The following is a 19,420-nucleotide window of genomic DNA, read 5'->3' on the forward strand; positions in this document are numbered from 1 at the left end:
CTCCTTTCAGATTCATAAAAAAAGGAAGCGGCGCGCGGCGGAATCGCCCCTGCCGCTTCCTTCTGCTTGATATCCGGCAAATTCCGGACCGGTCCGGGCGGTTACTTGCCGCTCGTCTTGTCGATGACGGCGTTCGCTTTTTCAAGCGTCGTCTTCGGGTCCTGTTTGCCGGCCATCATCTTCTCGAATTCCTTGATGACGTTGTCGTTGATCTGGCCCTGTTTCTCGTTACGCGGCCAGTATTTGACGAAGTCGGCCGAGGCCGCGTAGTCGCTGCGGTACGGCATGTCTTTGAACGCCTGGGATTCAAGCACCCGCGTTACGCTCGGAATATGGCCGGCTTTGGCCCACAGCTCGCCGTTGTCCGCCAGCCATTTGGCGAACGTAAGCGCGGCTTTTTGCTTGACCGGATCTTCCGTGCCGTGCTTCGGCAGCGCCAGCGTATGCGAATCGCCCCACGTCGCCGGTTGGTCGTAGATTTGCGGCATCGGTACGGCGCCGAAGTTCAGGCCGTCGACGCTTTCGAACGCGCCGGTACTCCATACGCCCGTCGTCAGCACGGCGGCGCGCTTGTCCTGGAACAGCTTGACCGCGTCGTTGATCTTCGGCGGAATAAGCTTGGACGTGTAGAGGCTGTTGACGTACTCAAGCGCTTCAAGCGCCTGCGGGTTGTTGAGCGCGGCTTTGCCGCTCTCGTCGTAGAATTTGCCTCCGTCGGTGAGCTGGTTGTAGAAGCCCCAGAACATCCAGTAGGAGTCGGTCCGCACGTCCGGCTGGGCCAGCGGCGCCACGTCCGCCGGTACGGCGGCTTTGATCTTGGTCAGGAATTCGGTGAAGCCTTCCGGCGTCTGGTCGAAGACCGGTTTGCCGTCTTCGCCGAGCACGCCGGCTTTCTCCAGATGGTCTTTGTTGTAGTACATGACGATCGCATGCGTATCGAGCGGAATCGAATAATGTTTGTCTTCATAGATCGTCGATTCCAGAATCGTCGGGTTGAATTCGCCCCAATCGAGCTGGCTCTCCGCGGCCAGATCGTCCAGCGGCGTTACGAAGCCGGCCGGAACGAACTGCGGCATGCGCGAGGAGTGCAGGACCATAAGGTCCGGCGCCTGGTCGGACGCAAGCGACGTCTGCAATTTCGTGTAATAATCGCCCGCCGGGTTCGCGAGCTGTTCCACGTGAATCTCCTGATTCTCCGCGTTGAACTTCTCGATCATCTGCGTCATGAACTCGCCGTCGCCGCCGCTGAACGGCGTCCAGAACGAAATGGTCGTCTTGCCGGCGGGCGCATCGCCGCCGCCTTCGCCTCCGGTGCCGGCCGTCGTGCCGCCGCCACTGCCGCTCGTGCCGGCTCCGCCGCCTGCACAGGCGCTAAGCAGCAGCATGAGCGTCAAAGCCAATGCCGCCGGTTTGAACAGGTTTCTTTTTCTCATCTTCGTGCCTCCCTTTCGGATAAACGGCCCGGTTGGACTTCTCGAAAAGTCTTCTCGAAGCAAACGGCCGTTTTCGTTAAACCCCGCGTTTTCTGTTGATTACGCTTACAAACTAATCATAAGGCCGAAGGCCGCGCGGTAAAATGACGCTTCTTTAGGCGGAGTGGACATATATTTGGGTTTAGCAGGCGGCGAATCAGAGCGCGAAGCCATAGAGCGGCGCGCAGTCGAGCCTGCTGCGGCAGCGGGGTGCCCAACGCAAAAAAGCCGGAGACCAGGTTCCGGCTTGGAGCGGTTCGGCCTTCCGGCCGCGGCTGCGGGCGGGAAGGTCGGAGACGGTTTGTCGTTTGGCGGCCGCCAAACTTTTGACGGAACGAGGCGACGCCTGGAAGCCGTGTTGCCCGCCGCCCATCTTCCCATCCCCACATCCGCGCGCCTTTCAGGCATTCGCCCGGTCCGGGCGCAGCGTCTCCCGGAATTCTTTGGGCGTGCGGCCCGTCTCCGCCTTGAAGACGCGGTTGAAGTGCCGGATGTTGGAGAAGCCCGTCCCGTAGGCGACGGAAGCGATTTTGTCGTCGGTATGCAGCAGCAGCCGGGACGCTTCGCGCACGCGCACTTCGGTCAGAATCTCGACGAACGAGCGGCCGAGCCGGATCTTGAACAGGCTGCTGAGGTAAGACGCATTCAGGAAGACGAGTTCCGCCATGCTGCCGAGCGTGATCGGCTCGGCGTAATGTTCTTCGATATGGCGGACAACGCGGTCTACCGCGTGCAGCCCTTCGCTCTCGTCTCCGCGGCGGACCAGCGCCTGAAGCGAGCGCAGCAGGCCCGCGCAGTAAGCGGCCAGCTCCGAGCGCGAGCTGAGCGCAAGCGCGCCCTGCAGCGCCGCGCCGATATCGCGGCCTTCCGGCCAATCGCCTTGGACGCCGCGGTCCACGGCGAGGCCGTATGCTTCAAGCAGCATCCGGCACACCTGCTCGTGGATCACGGACGGACTCGCGCCCGAATCGCACAGCTGCCCGATGCCTTCGCGCACCCGCTCGCCGAGGTCCCCGCCTTCGCCTTCGAGCAGCGCCTGCTCCAGATAGCCGCGCTGGGTCAGCGGCGTCCGCACCGCGCCCGGTTCCTGGCGCGGCGGGTCCTCGTACAGCAGGACCCGGTTGCCGCCGGAAGTCAGCCGGTAGAGCAAAGCGATTCTCGCTTCGCCATACGATTTGGAGATCTCCTCGACGCCGTGTACCCCGCCGCCGATCCCGATCGTGATCGTCAGGTTCGCTTCGCGCCGGATACGGCCCGCGATATGCCGGGCCAGTTCCGCGACGTCCGCCCGCGACGCGGCGGACGCTTCGGCGTCCAGCAGCGCGACGACGCCGGCGCCGCGCCGGAACACGAACCCTGTCCGCACGCCGGACAGCGCTTCTTCGATGAATTGGCGAATGTAGAGCGAGAACAATTCCGCTTCCTGCCGCTCGTAGCGGGTCGGCTCGACCGAGTCCTTGTCGAGCTCGGCGACGAGCACGTACACGCCCCGTTCGAACTCGATGCCGGCTTCGCGCAGCTCGCCCGGGCGCGCATGCGGCAGTTCGCCGCGCACGAGCCCGTCGAGCAGCCGGTCCCGCTCTTCCGCGAGCACGGCCGGCAGGCGCCGCTGCGGCAGCCGCTCGGCCCGCTGCAGCTCGGCCTGCACCAATTCGCGCTCCACCTGGCCGAGCACCCGGTACAGCTCCGCCTTGTCGATCGGCTTGAGCAGGTAATCCCGCGCGCCGAAGCGCAGCGAACTCTGCGCGTAGCGAAAATCGTTATAGCCGCTCAGCACGAAGCAGCGGATGTCCGGGTAGCGCTCGCGCAGCTGTTCCTGCAGGCCGATCCCGTCGAGGCGCGGCATGCGGATGTCCGTAATGACGAGATCCGGCTTCGTGCGCTCGATCTCCTCCAGCGCTTCGAGGCCGTCTTTGGCTTCTCCGCACACTTCCCAAGGGGTGTCCGACGTTCCGATCAAATGGCGCAGTCCCCGGCGAAAAATCGCTTCGTCGTCGACGACCAGCACTTTGCGTTTATCCATGGCGGTCTCTCCCTTCTTCCTCTTCGCGTTCCCGCAGGTCCGGCAGCCGGATCGAAGCCCGGATGCCGCCGGACTCCGCCCGTTCCAGCCGGACGCCGAAGCCCGATCCGTACTTGAGCACCAGCCTGCGGTGCACGTTGACCAGCCCGTGCCCGCCCGGTCCTTCCGGCAGCAGCCCTTCTTCCATCTTGGCGTTCTGGCGCCGCAGCTGTTCGTCGCTCATGCCCGGTCCGTCGTCCGTCACGGAGATAAGGATGCGTTCGCCGCTTCGCCCGATCGCGATGACGATACCGACTTCGCCGCTGCCGTGCTCCAGCCCGTGCACGATCGCGTTCTCCACGACCGGCTGCAGCGTCAGCCGAATGACCGGGCTGTCCATCAATCCCGGCTCCGCTTCGATCCGGTAACGCAGCCGCTCTTCGTAGCGGATACCCTGAATCGCCAGATATCCGCGAATATGCTCGATCTCTTCGCGGACGGTCACTTCGTCGCGTCCCCCGCCCATGCTGTAGCGCAGCAGGGCGCTGAGATGGTTGGTCATGCTGACGACTTCGCGGTTGCCTTCGAGCTCGGCGTACATGCTGATCGAGCCGAGCGTATTATAGAGAAAATGCGGATTGATCTGGCTCTGCAGCGAAGCGATCTCCGCGTTTTTCTCCCGGATCTCCGTCTCGTACAGCCGATACGTCAGCGTGCCGAGCCGGGACACCATCAGATTGAACGTCCGGCTCAAGTGGCCGATCTCGTCTTCGCTCTCGACCGGGATCGAGATGCCGAACTGCCCTTTCTCGACCAGCTTCATCGAATGGCGCAGCCGGCTGAGCGGGCGCGTGATCCGCAGCGCATACAAGATCGAGACGAAGATCGAAGCGGCCAGACAGGCCAGACCGACGAGCAGCATCTGCCGGTTGACCGTCTCCGCGTCCTTGAGCAGGACGCTCATCGGGACGGCCTGAAGCACGGTCCAGCCCGTCACCGGCGACGTCACGTACGTCATCAGCACCGAAGAACGCCCGCTGCCGAGCGCGACGGTACCTTCGCCCCGATAAGCCGCGAGGCGGCCGGTCGAATCGGGGAAGGCGCCGCTCTCGTAGATCGGCTCGCCGCTTCCGCCGAGCACCGCCACCGAGCGCTCGCCGCTGCCCGACAGGTTCGCGATCCGCTCGCGCAGGTCGCTCGACGGCACGTCGATTTTGAGAATGGCGAGCCGTTCCCCGCTTTCGAGGCTGCGAATGACGCGGACCGCCGAGAAGACGCTGTACGTCGAGCCGTTGTCGGATTTCAGCGAATGCGGACCGACGAACACCGCTTCGCCGAACGCGGCCGCTTCCGCGAACGCGCTGAGGTCGGGATCGTCTTCCTCGGTGAACCGTCCGGGGCTGTCGGGCGGCTCGACGTACGAACGCACCTTTTCCGCCTGCAGCGTGATCCCGATCGTATCGACCCGCCCGTTCACCCGGATACGCCGCATGAATTCTTCCAGCAGCATCCGTTCTTCGTACACCGTCGCTTCGCCCGCGTCCCGGCACTCCAGATAATCGAGCAGGTCCGGCGTCTGGTAAGGCAGCACCGACAGCAGCGCCAGTTCGTTCATATAGATGTCGAGGTTCGCGCTGAATTCGTGCACGGCGTCCGCCTGGTACGCGCCGACGTTGCGCTGGACCGCCCGGGAGTAGCCGATGCCGCTGAGCAGCGACGAGAGCAGCAGCGGCACGGCGATGAGGATCAGATTGATGCCGATCAGCTTGAATGCGAGGCTGCGGTTGGCGCGGCGCGCTTGTTTGCGGCTCCACAGACTGCGGTATTGCGCATATTTGCCCATCTGTTATTCCTCCAGAATCCGGTCGATTTTCGGCCCGATTCCCTTCAGCATGCCGTCGACCGTCTGGCTGCCCGACCACAGCCGCTCCAGTTCGACGACCAGTTCGTCGCTGACCCGTCCCTGCTTCGGATGATCCGGGAAATAAGCGACGTCGTCGGCCGCTTCGGCGTAATCGCTCCGATTCGGCAGCGCGAGAAAAGCTTGCGATTGCGCGGCCGCTTCATACGCCGGAATATGCCCGGCCTGCGCCCAGACGTCGCCGTGGCGGGTGAGCCAGGCGGCGAACTTCAGCGCCGCCCGGCGCTTCGCCGGATCGGCCTGCGCCTGCGCGGGCAGCGCCAGCGTATGCGCGTCGCCCCACGAGGCGGGGCGTTCGTAGATCTGCGGCAGCGGCATGACGCCGAAGTCGAGCCCTTCCGCCTGCTCGAACAGCCCGATCGACCAGACGCCGAGAAACAGCGTCGCCGCTTCGCCCCGCGCGAACTGGCTCGTCGCGTCGTTGATGTCCGGCGGAATCAGCCCTTCCCGGTACAGCGAATCGACGTAATCCAGCGAACGTTCCGCCGCTTTCATGTTCAATCCGGCGTGTTTGCCGTCCGCCGCGTAGAGCCGTCCGCCTCCGTCGATCTGGCTGTACAGCGACCACCAGAGCCACAGCGAATCGATGCGGATATTCGGCACGGCGAGCGGCGCCACGTTTTCGGGAACGTTCGCGCGGATCTTTTTGAGGAAATCGGTAAATCCCTGTTCCCCGGGCTCAAGGACCACTTTGCCGTTTGCGTACACCCCCGCCTGCTTCAGCCATTTTTTGTTGTAATACAGCACGCCGAAGTGGGCATCCAGCGGCACGCCGAAGTGGCGGTCGCCCAGCACCGTTTTGCGCAGAATGTTCGGGTTGTACCCGTCCCAGTCCACCCCGGCCTCCGCCGCTTCTTCTCCCGCGATCGCCGTAACGAAATCCGCCGGCACGTACTGCGCGTACTTCGAAGCGTGCACGATCGCCACGTCCGGCGCTTCGCCGGTCACGATCGCGGTCGACAATTTCGTATAATAATCGTCCAGCTTGTTGTTGTTCATCCGCACGACGATCCCGTCGCCGTTCTCTTCGTTGTACCGGGCGACCAGACCGTTCATGAACGAGCTGTCCCCGCCGCTGAACGGCGTCCAGAACTCGATTGCCGTCTTCGTCTCCGCCGCGGCCGGCGTTTCGTATCCGCTTTCATAATTGTCCGTCAACCACAGCCCCAAAGTCAGCACCAGAGCGCCCAGCACGGGCACGAGCCAGAGCGGCGTTCTTTTTCCGTACCAAAAATCCGAGCGGCCCATCCCGCTTCTCCTCCTCGTTCCCGGCATCCGGTCACCGTTATGTCCATTTATTGTCCTTATACACGCCCTGCCTCCATTCTAAATCCGATCGCAGCGCAAACGCCGTTTTTCCTTCATTTTGCCAAAATTACGTCCATACCTAAAAATAGGTCCATATCTGCGCAACCGCAAGTCTTTTCCCAAAAAATAAGACCGTTCCCCCCAAAGATCCGTCCTGTTCGCCGCCGCGCGATTGCGTTAAGTTGTTCGTAACACTCAACCGAGGGGAGACAACACCGAATGAACAGAAAAACATGGCTCAAAGGCGGCCTTGCACTGATGCTGCTCGGCACGACGCTTAGCGGCGGAAGTTATGAGGCGGCACAGGCAGCTTCGGCTCAGACAAAAAACGATTTCTACAACGTCATCATGCAGGACGGCGCCGATCCGTTCATGTACCGGCACGCGGACGGCTACTATTACTTCACGAAAACGACGGGCGGCAACGTGACGCTCTGGCGCTCCAAGACGATGACCGGCATCGACGCGGCCGAGACGACGGTCGTCGAGACGGGCGGCCAGAACGTGTGGGCTCCGGAAATCCACCGGATCGACGGCGCCTGGTATATTTACTATGCCAAAGACGACGGGGACAACGCCAACCACCGGATGTACGTCATGCAGAACAAGTCGCTCAATCCGCTCAAAGGCACCTGGGTCGACAAAGGCCCGATCGCCGATTCGACCAACCGCTGGGCGATCGACGGGACGGTGTTCAAGGCGCGCGGCGTCTCGTATTTCGTCTGGTCGGGCTGGGAAGGTACCGAGAACGTGCGGCAGGTGCTCTATATCGCGCGCATGAGCAATCCGTGGACGATCGATTCGCCGAGAGTCGAGATCGCGCGGCCGGAGTATCAATGGGAGACGAACCATTCGCCGAACGTGAACGAAGGCCCGCAGATTCTCGTCAAAGGCAATCAGATCAACATCGTCTACTCCGCAAGCGGCAGCTGGACCGACGATTATTCGCTCGGCCTGCTGACGGCCAAAAACAACAGCGATCTGCTGGACCCGGCTTCGTGGACCAAACGGCCGGATCAGGTGTTCAAGACGGGCGGCGGCGTCTACGGACCGGGTCATGCCAGCTTCACCGAGTCGCCGGACGGGCAGGAAGACTGGATCGTGTATCATGCGGCCAAAAGACAAGGTTCCGGCTGGGACCGCGAGATTCGCACGCAGCCGTTCAGCTGGAACGCGGACAAGACGCCGAACTTCGGCAGTCCGCTTGATCCCAACCAACCGATTCCATTGCCTTCGGGCGAACCGCAGCGCGACCGCTACGAAGCGGAAGACGGCCGGCTCGGCGGCACGGCCAAAGTGTCGCAGCACGCGGACAGTTCGGGCGGCGCGAAAGTCGGCTATATCGACACGCCCGAGAGCTACGTGGACATCGACGTCGACGTGGACAAAAGCGGCACGTACATCCTCTATGCGCGCACCGGCAACGGAACGGCGGGCGGCACTTGGTCGACGCTGAAGCTGTCCGTGGACGGCGGACCGGCCAGCGACTTCTTCGTGACGAACCAGGGCTGGGACAACTGGGGCACCTCGACACAGAAAATGACGCTGGACAAAGGCAAGCATACGATCCGTTTCGCCAAAGGAGACGGCTACGCCGAAATCGACGGGTTCGACCTGTTCCGCGTCGGGAAATAGACCGGGCGAACAGACGGAATAGGCGGCATAGTAAAAAAACAGTTCGGACGCAAAGAAGCGAAGACCGGGTAGGCGGTCTTCGCTTCTTTTTTTGAGCCTTGAGATAGCGCGCGGCTCTGGCGCCGGGCGAACGAACACGCAGGCGCGCAGGCGGAACCTACCGCCACTCCACCACTTCGCCAAGCGGCCGGCGGGTCTTCTCCGTCGGTTCGCCCGCGCGGTAGCCGAAAGCGGCCATGCAGGCAAGGCCGAAATGCGCCGTGTCCAGCAGCCCTTCCTCGGCCAGCACGCGTTCTGTCTCAAGCTTGACGAAGCCTTCCATCGGGCAGGAATCGATGCCGATCATCGCGGCGGCGGTCATCATGTTGCCGAGCGCCAGATACGTCTGGCGGCAGGACCATTCGAACATGGCGCGCTCGTTATCCTGCAGCGCGAAGCCCGTACGCAGAAACGCGTCGTACGTTTTGCGCTTCATGTCGGAGATCTCCTGCGGCAGGCGCTGCACGTCGCCGAGCATGTACGAGATATAGGCCGAGTCGGCCGTCATATCGTGCGGCAGCCGCGCCAGCACGAGGATCACGTGGCTGGCCGAAGCCAGCTGGCGGCGAGCGCCGCCGGCATGCACCGCGATCTTGCTCCGCAGCTCCGGATTCTGCACGACGACGAATTTCCACGGCTCGAAGCCGTACGAGCTCGGCGACAGCCGGCCGGCTTCCAGAATGAAGTCGAAATCGTCCGCCGCCACCTGCCGCGCGGGATCGAAGTCCTTGACGGCATGGCGGAACCGGTAAGCGTCCAGCAGTTGGCTTTTGGCGGCCGCGTAAGCGTCCGGCCCGGATGGGTCCGGGTGTGGGTCCGGGTGTTTGTCGTGCATGGGAATGCCTCCTTCGTATCGTCGACTCTTCTTCATTTTAACGCACATTCAGGCCCAGTCCACTTCCAGGCTTTCCGCTTCGATCCGCAGTTCGGTAAATCCTCCGTCTTCTTTTTGCAGCAGGACAAGCAGGGCGAACCCGGCCGGCGCCAACTCGAATTCTTCGCCGTACCAATAAGCGCGCTCCAGATCGTCCGGAATCGTCGCGGCGCCCACGCCCGAGAAGACGAGGCGATTCGGCGGCGCCGAGGCTTTGCCCATCGTCGACTCGTCGAACCGCAGCTCGATCACGCCGCCCGGCCGGCGTTCGCACGAGACGAACTGTGCGTCGTGCAGCGAACGTTCCCACAGTTCCCGGGCGGCCGGCGGCAGCTGCTCCTTGACCGATTCGTAAGCTTCCCGCACGGCACGGCCGAACTCCTGCCGCCGGCGATCGAAGTCTGCCCGCCATTCGGCGATCTGTGCGGCCAGCTCCGGCGGCGCATACGGCTGATTGAGCGTGCCGTCAAGCACGTACGGATGCAGCTTTGCCGGCAGCAGCGCAAGCAGCTCCTTGCGGTTATGGGCCAGGCTCACGTGGGCCTGCTCGACGTAATCGACTCCGATCTCGCGGCAGAACGCCAATTCTTCGTCCCACCCTTCCTTCGTCCTCGGCACCGCGAGCAGACTGCTCAACTGCATTTCCCGATACAATCTTTCCGTAAAAAATCGCATGCGATCCCCTCACTTTTTCCTCAATTTCCGGCTCACCAGCACGATCAGCAGCAGAGCGACGCCGACCAGCACCACATTGAACAGAATCTGGAGCGAAGCGCCCGCGCCGACTTTGGGCGCGGGGTCGGCTCCGTCCGTGCCGGGAGCCGGCGGCACGAACCGGGCCGCATTCTCGGGGCCGAGCGCGGCTTCGGCCGGCTTCGAGCGTTCGATCTCGGTGCGGAACGCGGCGAGGTCGTACTGCGGCGGAGGCTGCCGCTCCGCCCCGTACACGAGGCGGTAAGGGCCGGCGCCGGTGTCTTCGAACACGAGCCGGTCGACGCGGTAGCCCACTTCGATCGATTCGATGTTCAGCGGCAGATTGCCCGCGTTGTCGATCACGATCATCGGCTTCTCGTTGCGGATCGGTTCCGCCAGCCGGATCTCGGTATCGTCGACGCTCTCGCCGTCAAGTTCCAGCCGGTTGAGCCGCGTCGGCGACAATACGCGCGTATTCGCGCCGGTGCCTTTGGCCCGGTTCACGTAGAACAGCCGGCTGAAGCTGCTGGAGCCGTCCGACGCGGAAGCGTTCAACCGAATCCGGTCAATGCGCAGCTTGTCGGCGTTATAGATCACGACTTCCGACATGCGCGCGGAAGGCTGCACGTTGAACGGCAGCTCCGCGGTCCGGCGGAATCGTTCGCCGCTGACGGCCGCGCCGACGTCGGTCAGCGTCCCTTCAGTCAGCGCAAGCGGTTCTTCGCCGTTTGGCGCGATCAAGCGGTAATAGCCGTATTTGACCGGCTCTTCCAGTTCGATCACGTTACGGAATATGCCTTCGCCGGTCGAATACAGTTCGCCTTCGGTCAAGTCTTCCCAGAGCTGCCCGTCGTAACTGCCCCGAACCCGTACTTTTTTGAGAAAAGAACTCTGCGACAGCGGGAACGTCAGCCGGCTGCCGCGCACGTCTTCGCTGCCGGAAGCCGGGACGACGCGAAAATCGAACCGCGTCGCGCTTTTGCTCTTGGCGCGGTCGACCAGCTCCAGCGGATACTGGCGGTCGAGTCCCCGCTCGCCTTCTTCGCCCGAATCGGCGTAATACGGCACGAACCGGCCCGTCGAATCGACGATGCGCACGTCGTTCAAGTTCTCCCCGGCCCGCGCGTAGACGTCGGCATCGAGGAACAGCGCCTGGTACTGCGATCCCGGAGCAGCCTGGATCTCTTTGGCAAAGTTCCACGTGCCGGAATCCGCGTAGTCGTCTTCCGCCGGCCGAGCCTCGAATACAGGCGCCGTTTGGCGCCCGGCGGGTGCTTCGCCCGCGGCCCCGAACACAGCTGGGGCGGCAGCGGGCGCAGGCTGTTCCGCCCGGGCGTCCGCGCCGCCCGAGGCCGCGGCCAACAGCACGGCCGCGCAGAGCGCGGCGCCAAGCTTTTTTTTCGCCGCAGCCGACTTGTCGGGCTTGCGTTCAATCTTTTTTTCCGCGGCGACCGAATGACGGGGTTTGCCTTCAATCTTCTTTTTCCGCATCGTCGTTACGCTCCTTCCCTTCGTCCGCTTCCAGGCGGTTCGATACGCGCTGGTACAAATAAGAAATGCCGAGCAGAATAAATCCGGCCGCGAAATACGCCAGAATCCGGCTGCCCAGACCGTTCAGCCCGAGATCGAAGATCAGCAGCTTGGCCGTGCACAGCAGCGTCAGGATCAGGCCGAGCCGGCGGATATGGACGTAGCGGCGGCGGAAGCCGTACAGGATGCAGCCCAGCGCGACCAGCAGGTAAGCCAGGCTGTACAGAAGGCCGAAATCGTCGACATGGAGCTGCACGCCGAGCAGGGCGGTCAGCATGACCAGCACGTAGGCCGCGATGCCGACCGGATACCATTCCCCGGCCTGCGGATAGCGGCGCACGACGCTGCGCAGGCTGCGATTGCCGCTCCAGAACACGGCGGCGTTGACGACAAGCAGCACCGCAAGCGCCGCGTAATCGTTCGCTCCGTTGAGATCGCTTCGCGCCGACAGCACCGGCATCGTCAGCATGAGCGCGATACCGATCAAGCAGGCGATGCCGTATTGGATCAGCGCATACATGCGGGTGACTTCGTCCCGGATCAGCGTGAAGCGGGAGAGGCCTACCGAGAGCAGCGCCGTCACGGCGGCCGCGAGCAGCATTTTGTAGAACAGGTAATGGCTGCCGCCGTTCGGGAGCAGACGCTCGTAGACGTAGAACGTTTCGTACAACCCGTAGAACCAGACGTTCAGCAGCGCGGCGTACCGGAAGATCAGCAGCATGCGGCGCTCGTCCGGCGAATAGCGGACGCGGCGTTCCGCTTCGGAAGAACGTTCCACGCCGCGGTTCCGGGATTCATCCCACGCATAGAACAGCGCGAGGCCGAGCGTGCCCAGCGTCAAGAGCGTGTATTTGACCATGAACACAGAGGAATTCTCGCCGCTGATCAGCAGGGTCAACCCGCCGAGCGGCAGATCGACTACCACGAAAGCGACTATGCAGAGCAGCATGACGGCCCAGCCGCCGCGTTCCAGCATCTTCGAACCGGCGCGGCGGCCGTATACGCTGAGCACGCACGCTTCGGCCAACCAGCCGAGCGACGTCCACGCTTCGCCGAGTTGGAACGGAACGATCAGAATCGCGAAGACGAGCGCCGTGACATAGAACAGCAGCCGCGTATTTTTCTCCTCCGGCACGAGCCGTTCCGCCAGCAGCCCGAGTCCCGCATACAGCAGGCCGAACAGCAGCGCAAGCAGGCCCCGGAACTCGATCGCGCCCGACGATTGCAGCAGCGCGTACATGACGCCGCAGCCGACGAACGTATTGATGCCGAGCAGCGCGACGTCCCATTCGGACAGCTTCTGCTTGAAGCGCATCGGGTACACAAGCGTCAACGCGAGATACATGAGGAAAGTGGCGAAAGCGTAGCCCGCGCCGACCCAGCGGCTGTCCGCCAGCCCGACGAGCAGCAGCATCACCGGCGTGTTCAGCGCAAAGCCGATATACGCGACCACGGTCCAGCGCTTATGCAGCGAGACGAGCAGCAGCAGCAGGTTGAGCAGGAGCAGGTAGACCATTGCCGCATACACGGCAGGTCCCGACAGGCCCGAAGCGAGCCCGTACGACAGCAGCGGCAGATAGCCGCCGACGAGTCCCAGCGCGCAGATCGTCCGCGATTCGTAACGCAGCGCCAGCAGCACCGTGGTCAGCGTGACGAGCACCGACAGCAGCAGCGCAGCGGTCATCCCGATAATGCCGAGCAGGAAATAGCTGTAGAAAATCGAGCCGTACAACACGGCCGTCCCGCCGCCGAGCAGCCCGAGCGCGAACGTGCGCCGGCCGCGCCGGTACAGCCATTCGCCGCCGCCGAGGAGAAGCGCGCCGAACAGGAAAAAGACGCTGCCGCGCACGTAATCGTTGAACCACGTCGAGTACGTGTAATTGAACGCCATGCCGACCGCGACCAGAATCAGCAGAATCGCCAGTTTGTTGATCCAGTTCAGGCCGATCTTCATCTCGATCCGGTTCTGCCGTACCCGGCGCCGGATCGTGTCTTCGTCCACGCCTTCGTCTTCCAGCAGGCGATAGCCGTCGTCCAGCGATTCGCCCGCCTGCCGGTCCGCTTCTTCCTGCCAGCGGCGCTGGCGATCCAGGCTGATCTCCAGCTGCTCCGACAGCTCTTCCAGCTTGAGACGGAATTGCTGCTGCTCGCCGCCGTTCAGCCGAAGCGCAGCCGTCATCATCTTATGTATGCGTGTGCGCGCCTGTTCTTCGAATAGGCGCAGCCGGTTGATCCGCTGGACTTTGCTCCCGGCAAAATAAGTATCCATTTTGCTTCGGGACAAGCGCAAAATATTCAGCTTCTCATCCAGAATCTGTTCCGTCAGCGACAGGCGCAGTTCGGCGTTCTGCTTGTTCAGCTTGAAGCTCTCGGCGCGGAGCGCGGCCAGCTCCCGCCTGTCCTCTTCCGACTGGCGGCGGAGCTTCTCGTTCTCGTGAATCAAATCGCTCGATTCGTACTCTTCCAGCAGTGCCTGCGTTTCTTGCAGCAGATTGCGCTGGTTCTGCCTGATCGCGAACAGCCGGGATTTGAAATCGTTCATGCGGACCCCTCCCTCTTCTCTTTTTTCAAAATGTTAGTCCATGATTCTACTATATAGGAAATGCTTAGTTAATAGGCATACTTCCTGTTACCCTTTTCCGCGCCGGCCTCTCCCCCCAAACAGCAAACAACCGCATTTACTTTGGCAAAAAAAAGGAGTATGCTGATCGGGTTGTAAAGATTACAGTGTGTAAACTATATAAAAGGAGTCCGATCATGCCCGCTTCCCTGCCGGACGCTTCCGGAAAATCTTCGAACATCGGCCTGCCGATGTTCGTGCTCATGCTCAATTTGTTTATCGCGCTGCTCGGTCAGGGCATGGTCATTCCGATCCTGCCCGAGTACCTCAAGCAGTTCGATGCCGCGGGAACGGCCGCCGGCTACCTGGTCGCGGCTTTCGGCGCGGCGCAGTTCCTGTTCTCGCCGATCGGCGGACAGCTGTCGGACCGGCTCGGCCGCAAAAAGCTTATTATCGCCGGCCTGCTGTTCACCGTCGTCTCCGATTACCTGTTCGCGGTCGGCCATACGCTGCCGCTGCTGTACGCCGCGCGCTTTATCGGCGGCATCGGGCTCGGCCTGATGGTCCCGTCCGTCATGGCGTACGTCGCCGACAGCACGACGCCCGCGACCCGTGCCAAAGGCATGGGTTACCTCGGCGCCGCGATGAATCTCGGCATGGTGCTCGGGCCCGGACTGGGCGGCCTGATCGCCGAATTCGGCATTCGCGTGCCTTACTACTGCGCGGCGGGTCTCAGCCTGCTGGCCGCCGGCTTGTCGCTGCTGCTGCGCGAGACGCTGACGCCGGAACGCAGAGCCGCCGCCGGCGTGCGCAAGCGGCAGCCGATCGCGCGGCAGGTCGCGGATTCGTTCCGCACGCCTTATTTTCGCTATCTGCTGCTCGTGTTCGTCATGACGTTCGGGCTCGTCAACTACGAGACGGTCTACGCGCTGTTCGTCGAGCAAAAATACGGCTTCGACGCGCGCAGCATCTCGATCGTCATCACGCTCGGCGCGGTGATCGGCATCGTCTGCCAGATCTGGCTGCTGGACCGCGCGGTGCGCCGGTTCGGCGAAATCAGGCTGATCCGGCTGTCGCTGATCCTGACCGCAGCCGCTCTGGTGCTCATGCTGATCCAGTTCAATCTCGTCTATCTGCTGTTGATTTCGGCCATCTTCTTCGCGTTCAACTCGTTCCTGCGCCCGACCGTCGGCACGCTGATCGCCAACGCCGCCGGAGACCGGCAGGGCTATGCGGCGGGACTCAACACGACGTATATGAGCCTCGGCAGCATCGTCGGGCCGCTGCTCGCCGGATGGCTGTTTGACGTACAGATCAATCTGCCTTATGTGCTGGGGGCGGTCATTCTGCTGGCCGCGCTTGCCCTGACGGGCAGGCGCCAGGCGAAGCCGGCAGCGAAAGGAGGAACTGTCCATGAGTGAGACATGGCATCGGCAGCGCAAGCAGCACAACCGCGAGGAGTTGATCGCCGCCGGACGTGCGCTGTTTCTGAAGCGGGGCTTTGCCGCTGTTGCCGTCAAAGACATCTGCGAACAGGCCGGTGTCAGCCGCGTCACCTTCTACAAGCATTTCGAATCGATCGACGAAGTCGGCTTCGAAGTGCAGATGCAGGCACTGGCACAGATGGCCGAACAGGTCCGGGCGGCCGGCGAGCAGGCCGCGGCGGATTCGGGCGGCTCGGCCGGACCCATCGGACCTATCGGACCCATCGGGCCCGGCGGGCCGGTGGAGGCTCTGCCGGGCGAGCGGTTATTGCCCGCGCCGACCGGCGCCGACCGTCTTCGGGCCATGCTGCTGGCCTGGGCGGCGTATGCCGCTTGCAATCGGGACTCCATGAAGTTCATTCTGCTGTTCGACCTGCACTACGACGCGTATCCGCCCGGCGACAGCCTGCGCGAGCGGTACGGCGCTTTTATCGCCGAGCAGAAAGAGCGGCATTTCCTGAACGAAGCGCTGAGCGCCGGTATCGAAGACGGCTCGCTTCGCTTGGACCTTGATCTGCGCGAGACCGGCGAGTTCATCTTCACCGCCATGATGGGCCTGCTCCAGAAGCTCAGCCTGTCCGCCGAAGATCCGTATTCGCCGGACTCCGGCAGCCGCAGAATCGCCGCGAGATTCATCGGGCTGATTCTCGGCTCGCTGCTTGGCGACGCGCCAGCCAAGGGCGCGGCGTCTTCAGCCGGCGACAGCCCGGCCGGGCAGCAGGGCGCGGCGCCGGAGCACCGCCGGGGCGAGTCCCGCGGCGGCTCGCGGAACGGACGCGGGGACGCCTGACGTCAGGGCCGAAGGCGCGAAGCGGCCACCGGCCTTTGACGATCCGGGCACGCCGGTAAGGGAAAGTTGATACGCGAACGCCGACACAGGAACATCGATACCCGAACCCTAATCCGGCCCCGCCGATCCGGGAACGCCAGAAAGGCTGCCCGCTCTCCTCGGAGAGCGGGCAGCTTTTTTTTATACGCATACGGCTCTTGAACGGTTCTGGATCGCCTTCTGACCGCCTCTTAACGACTTCTTGACCTGCTATCGACCGCCTTTTCACCGCCTCTCAACCACCTCTCAACCCCCTCTCGGCAGCCCGCCGAACGCCGGCTTCCGCTTGCCCGGATACCGCTTTTTATGCGCGCCCGAACTTTTATTTTAAATTCGTCATATATTGTGATATTTATCACATATTAAATTTTAGATTTAATTTAAGATAAGGACATGGAAGAGATGATCATCAACCAAACAAACAAACAGAGCCGCTGAGACAGCGACCCAATAAACCCTTAGGAGAGTGGAACTAATGAACAACTGGCTGAGAACGAACAAAGTGGCAATGTGGTTGCTGACCGTACTGCGCGTGTACATCGGATACAAATGGATTACCGGAGGATGGGGCAAGCTGACCGGCGGAGGCTTTGACGCTTCGGGCTTCATGCAGGGCGCGCTGGCTCAAGCGGGCGGCGACCATCCGGCCGTACAGCCTCTGTGGGCAAGCTTCCTCGAACACTTCGCCATCCCGAATGTCGGCCTGTTCAACGTCCTCGTCCCAATCGGCGAATTCGCCGTCGGCCTGGGCCTGATCCTCGGCACGTTCACCACCTTCGCCGCTCTGATGGGCATGGTCATGAACTTCGCCTTCCTCTTCTCGGGCACCGTCAGCACCAACCCGTACCTGATCCTGGCCGAGATCTTCATCGTCGTCGCTGCCCTGAACGCAGGCAAAATCGGTCTCGACCGTTGGGTCATCCCTTACCTCAGAGCACATGTCTGGGGCCGCAACAAAAAACAGGAAGGCACGAACGGCAGCGCGACCGACAATCAGAAGATCAGCGCCGCCTAAGCTTTCAGACCCCAAGTGATCGAGTCCGATCCGATTCAGTCCGATCAACTTCTTCCTTCGTGCACTTTACGCAAAAAAGAAAAAAAGCGCCGCCTCCCGCATTCCGTCGAATGCGAAGAGATCGGCGCTTTTTCGTATACCGGCGATCGTTCAGCGGCGGGGACGACGCCCCGGAGATCCGCCTACTGCCCGCTTGCCGCCAGGCGGCACGTCCATGCCGTGGCTGCGTGCCAGATCGATCAGGGCGGAAGCGCCGAAGCGGACCGCCATCAGCACGTCCGCACGCTCTTCGTCGCTGCGGTAAGCGGACTCCTCTTCGCGGTCCGCAAAATCCGGCGCGCCGCTTCCGTAGTACGGATGCCAGCCGATCGGCGGCGGATACGGCGTTCCGATCCGCTCTTTGCCCCCGTCCTGCCGCTTATCCGTTCCCGCCCCTTTCGCCGATACCGACACCGGCATCTTCGCCGACCTTCGCTCCGTTTCGCCGGGCCGCGACGACATCTCTGGCCCTGCTACGCCGGGTTCTTTCACGCCTTGCCCTGCCGCTTCGCACAGCCTGATCGCCGGCTCAAGCGCCGACGACGCGTCCGCGCCTTCTTCCGCGCACAGCATGAGCAGCTCCAATAGTTCCGCCGCGCGCTCCGGATCGCGAAGACGCACCGGTGTCCCTTCTTCGCCCGCTTCTTCTCCCACCAGCTCGCTCAGCATCAGCCCTGCCCATTCCGCCACTTCCGTCGCTTCCTGCGGCAGTACCCGAATCCGAATGACGTCTTCGCTTGTTCCGTATCGCACGTTATAGCCTCCTCTTCGATCGGTCTGATCGATCTTCTTACTCTTTATTGTAAAAGATAAAATAAGAAGATAAAGAGAAGATACGCGGCGCGGAATTTCGTATTTTATGAAACTTGCGGTCCGTCACTTCAGCCCCGCCTGCAGCGCCGTCCAGAAGGTCTCGTCCTCCATGCCCAGCGCATACACGGACAAGCCGGCCAGCCGATACTTGACCGCCAGCCGCGCCTTGAGCTTGACGCTGTACGCGTCTTCGTACCAGAGCACATGCTTGTCCCCGCCCGGCGCGGTGTAGGGCAGGCGCATGGACAGCGACCGGGCGTCGCGCGTCCCGGGATTGCCCAGCATGCGGACGATGCGGCGCGCTTCCGTCCATTTCAGCATGGCGCCGCTCTCGTCTTGCGGATCGGACAGGTTCCAATCGTTGCCGTAAGCGGGAATGCCCGCAAGCAGCTTGGACGGCTCCACTTCCGAGACGGCAAATTTCAGCGAAGATTCCATCCACGCGAGGCCGGCCGACGAACCCGGTTCGCTCCACAGGCCGTGTTCGTCGTACGTCATGACCTGGATCAGATCGGCTTCGCGCCCGAGCGCTCTATAATCGAAAGCACCGGACCAGCCGTTATCGGGATCGTCTTCCGATTTGGCCGGCACGGACACCATCGTTTTTTTGCCGAATTTGCGCATCTCCCGGGCCGTGTCGCGCACGAAGCGGCTCAGCGCCGCCCGATCTTCGGGCCGCACTTCTTCGAAGTCGATATTGATGCCGGCGTAATCGTGCGTGCGGACCGTCTGCAGCATGTTGCGAATAAGCCGGATTTTGGCCGGCGGTTCGTTCAGCACGCGGCGGGCGATATCCGCGTCCCAGCCGTTCTCGCCGTAATTCGAGACGAGCGCGTACGACTCCATGCCGGCGCGGTCCGCTCTCTCCAGCGCCGGCTCCGGCACGGACCCGACCAGATTGCCGGCCGCGTCCGTATTGAGCGTATCGGTGGCGAGCCGATTGAACCGGTCCGAATACTGCCGCAGCGAAGTCTCCGAATCGGCCGTGTAATACGCCAGCACGATCGGCTGCGCCGGCGGCGAACCCGGATTCGCGAAGCCGGCGGTTCGGCTCTGCGCGAGCAGCAGGGCGGCAGCCAGCAGGCCGGCGGCGATTTTTCGGTATCCCATACGCGTGCCTCCTTTGCTTTGTTCTGTCTTTTTCTTTTCCCGGCAAAAAAACAAAAAGCGGCCATCGCCTCCAAGACGATTCCGCTTCATGCCGTT

The 19,420-nt window shown here is 62.6% G+C and carries 14 protein-coding genes; 4 read left to right on the top strand and 10 right to left on the bottom strand.

Features of this window, described 5'->3' with window-relative positions:
• Nucleotides 1-101: 101 nt before the first annotated feature.
• The 4 genes from FTE24_RS15470 to FTE24_RS15485 all read right to left on the bottom strand — a co-directional run bounded on the left by FTE24_RS15470 (nucleotide 102) and on the right by FTE24_RS15485 (nucleotide 6,643).
• Nucleotides 102-1,433 carry an ABC transporter substrate-binding protein gene (locus FTE24_RS15470; RefSeq protein ID WP_141447591.1) on the bottom strand — a complete coding sequence of 444 codons (1,332 nt, stop codon included), beginning with the start codon at nucleotides 1,431-1,433 and terminating at the stop codon, nucleotides 102-104.
• A gap of 439 nt (nucleotides 1,434-1,872) precedes the next feature.
• The gene (locus FTE24_RS15475; RefSeq protein ID WP_150234031.1) at nucleotides 1,873-3,495 is read right to left on the bottom strand and encodes a response regulator; all 1,623 of its coding nucleotides are present in this window, start codon (nucleotides 3,493-3,495) and stop codon (nucleotides 1,873-1,875) included.
• A complete protein-coding gene (locus FTE24_RS15480; protein WP_150234033.1) occupies nucleotides 3,488-5,317 on the bottom strand; it encodes a cache domain-containing sensor histidine kinase in 1,830 nt (609 codons plus the stop codon). Before FTE24_RS15480 ends, FTE24_RS15475 begins: the two co-directional genes overlap by 8 nt.
• Nucleotides 5,318-5,320: 3 nt before the next feature.
• Nucleotides 5,321-6,643 (bottom strand): extracellular solute-binding protein, encoded by a 1,323-nt coding sequence (locus FTE24_RS15485; protein WP_150234034.1) that lies wholly within the window; start codon nucleotides 6,641-6,643, stop codon nucleotides 5,321-5,323.
• Between the two features lie 279 nt (nucleotides 6,644-6,922).
• Between FTE24_RS15485 and FTE24_RS15490 the strand changes: the two genes are divergently transcribed.
• Nucleotides 6,923-8,338, top strand: a complete 1,416-nt coding sequence (locus tag FTE24_RS15490) for a family 43 glycosylhydrolase (protein ID WP_150234036.1) — start codon at nucleotides 6,923-6,925, stop codon at nucleotides 8,336-8,338.
• A gap of 157 nt (nucleotides 8,339-8,495) precedes the next feature.
• Here the strand turns inward: FTE24_RS15490 and FTE24_RS15495 are convergent, their stop codons facing one another.
• Genes FTE24_RS15495 through FTE24_RS15510 form a run of 4 tightly spaced genes read right to left on the bottom strand, consistent with a single transcriptional unit; the run spans nucleotide 8,496 to nucleotide 14,016 of the window.
• Nucleotides 8,496-9,212: an NAD(P)H-dependent oxidoreductase gene (locus FTE24_RS15495; RefSeq protein ID WP_150234038.1), complete on the bottom strand. Its 717-nt coding sequence runs from the start codon at nucleotides 9,210-9,212 to the stop codon at nucleotides 8,496-8,498.
• Between the two features lie 48 nt (nucleotides 9,213-9,260).
• A complete protein-coding gene (locus tag FTE24_RS15500) occupies nucleotides 9,261-9,926 on the bottom strand; it encodes a DUF4085 family protein (RefSeq protein WP_150234040.1) in 666 nt (221 codons plus the stop codon).
• 9 nt (nucleotides 9,927-9,935) lie between these two features.
• Nucleotides 9,936-11,435 carry a DUF3999 family protein gene (locus tag FTE24_RS15505; RefSeq protein ID WP_150234042.1) on the bottom strand — a complete coding sequence of 500 codons (1,500 nt, stop codon included), beginning with the start codon at nucleotides 11,433-11,435 and terminating at the stop codon, nucleotides 9,936-9,938.
• Nucleotides 11,416-14,016 carry a DUF2339 domain-containing protein gene (locus FTE24_RS15510; protein WP_150234044.1) on the bottom strand — a complete coding sequence of 867 codons (2,601 nt, stop codon included), beginning with the start codon at nucleotides 14,014-14,016 and terminating at the stop codon, nucleotides 11,416-11,418. The genes FTE24_RS15505 and FTE24_RS15510 overlap by 20 nt, the downstream gene beginning before the upstream one ends.
• A 215-nt stretch (nucleotides 14,017-14,231) precedes the next feature.
• On the opposite strand from FTE24_RS15510, the gene FTE24_RS15515 reads away from it, so the two are divergent.
• From FTE24_RS15515 to FTE24_RS15525, 3 genes are all read left to right on the top strand, one after another.
• Entirely contained in the window at nucleotides 14,232-15,455 is a 1,224-nt protein-coding gene (locus FTE24_RS15515) for an MFS transporter (protein ID WP_150234046.1), read from the top strand.
• On the top strand, nucleotides 15,448-16,308 hold the full coding sequence (locus FTE24_RS15520) for a TetR/AcrR family transcriptional regulator (protein WP_150234048.1): 861 nt from the start codon (nucleotides 15,448-15,450) through the stop codon (nucleotides 16,306-16,308). Before FTE24_RS15515 ends, FTE24_RS15520 begins: the two co-directional genes overlap by 8 nt.
• Before the next feature lie 514 nt (nucleotides 16,309-16,822).
• A complete protein-coding gene (locus FTE24_RS15525) occupies nucleotides 16,823-17,362 on the top strand; it encodes a DoxX family protein (protein ID WP_150234051.1) in 540 nt (179 codons plus the stop codon).
• Nucleotides 17,363-17,512: 150 nt separating this feature from the next.
• Here FTE24_RS15525 and FTE24_RS15530 read toward each other — a convergent pair whose 3' ends face one another.
• Entirely contained in the window at nucleotides 17,513-18,154 is a 642-nt protein-coding gene (locus tag FTE24_RS15530) for a hypothetical protein (protein ID WP_150234053.1), read from the bottom strand.
• 123 nt (nucleotides 18,155-18,277) lie between these two features.
• The gene (locus FTE24_RS15535) at nucleotides 18,278-19,324 is read right to left on the bottom strand and encodes a glycosyl hydrolase family 18 protein (protein WP_160441786.1); all 1,047 of its coding nucleotides are present in this window, start codon (nucleotides 19,322-19,324) and stop codon (nucleotides 18,278-18,280) included.
• Between the last annotated feature and the right edge of the window lie 96 nt (nucleotides 19,325-19,420).

Source organism: Saccharibacillus sp. WB 17, assembly GCF_008634075.2.
In the GTDB taxonomy this organism is placed as follows: Bacteria; Bacillota; Bacilli; order Paenibacillales; family Paenibacillaceae; genus Saccharibacillus; species Saccharibacillus brassicae.

Coding starts and splice junctions, on each gene's coding strand:
- FTE24_RS15525 (WP_150234051.1), top strand. CDS start 16,823: ATGAACAACTGGCTGAGAACGAACAAAGTGGCAATGTGGTTGCTGACC.
- FTE24_RS15485 (WP_150234034.1), bottom strand. CDS start 6,643: ATGGGCCGCTCGGATTTTTGGTACGGAAAAAGAACGCCGCTCTGGCTC.
- FTE24_RS15470 (WP_141447591.1), bottom strand. CDS start 1,433: ATGAGAAAAAGAAACCTGTTCAAACCGGCGGCATTGGCTTTGACGCTC.
- FTE24_RS15495 (WP_150234038.1), bottom strand. CDS start 9,212: ATGCACGACAAACACCCGGACCCACACCCGGACCCATCCGGGCCGGAC.
- FTE24_RS15535 (WP_160441786.1), bottom strand. CDS start 19,324: ATGGGATACCGAAAAATCGCCGCCGGCCTGCTGGCTGCCGCCCTGCTG.
- FTE24_RS15500 (WP_150234040.1), bottom strand. CDS start 9,926: ATGCGATTTTTTACGGAAAGATTGTATCGGGAAATGCAGTTGAGCAGT.
- FTE24_RS15505 (WP_150234042.1), bottom strand. CDS start 11,435: ATGCGGAAAAAGAAGATTGAAGGCAAACCCCGTCATTCGGTCGCCGCG.
- FTE24_RS15475 (WP_150234031.1), bottom strand. CDS start 3,495: ATGGATAAACGCAAAGTGCTGGTCGTCGACGACGAAGCGATTTTTCGC.
- FTE24_RS15515 (WP_150234046.1), top strand. CDS start 14,232: ATGCCCGCTTCCCTGCCGGACGCTTCCGGAAAATCTTCGAACATCGGC.
- FTE24_RS15520 (WP_150234048.1), top strand. CDS start 15,448: ATGAGTGAGACATGGCATCGGCAGCGCAAGCAGCACAACCGCGAGGAG.
- FTE24_RS15480 (WP_150234033.1), bottom strand. CDS start 5,317: ATGGGCAAATATGCGCAATACCGCAGTCTGTGGAGCCGCAAACAAGCG.
- FTE24_RS15490 (WP_150234036.1), top strand. CDS start 6,923: ATGAACAGAAAAACATGGCTCAAAGGCGGCCTTGCACTGATGCTGCTC.
- FTE24_RS15510 (WP_150234044.1), bottom strand. CDS start 14,016: ATGAACGATTTCAAATCCCGGCTGTTCGCGATCAGGCAGAACCAGCGC.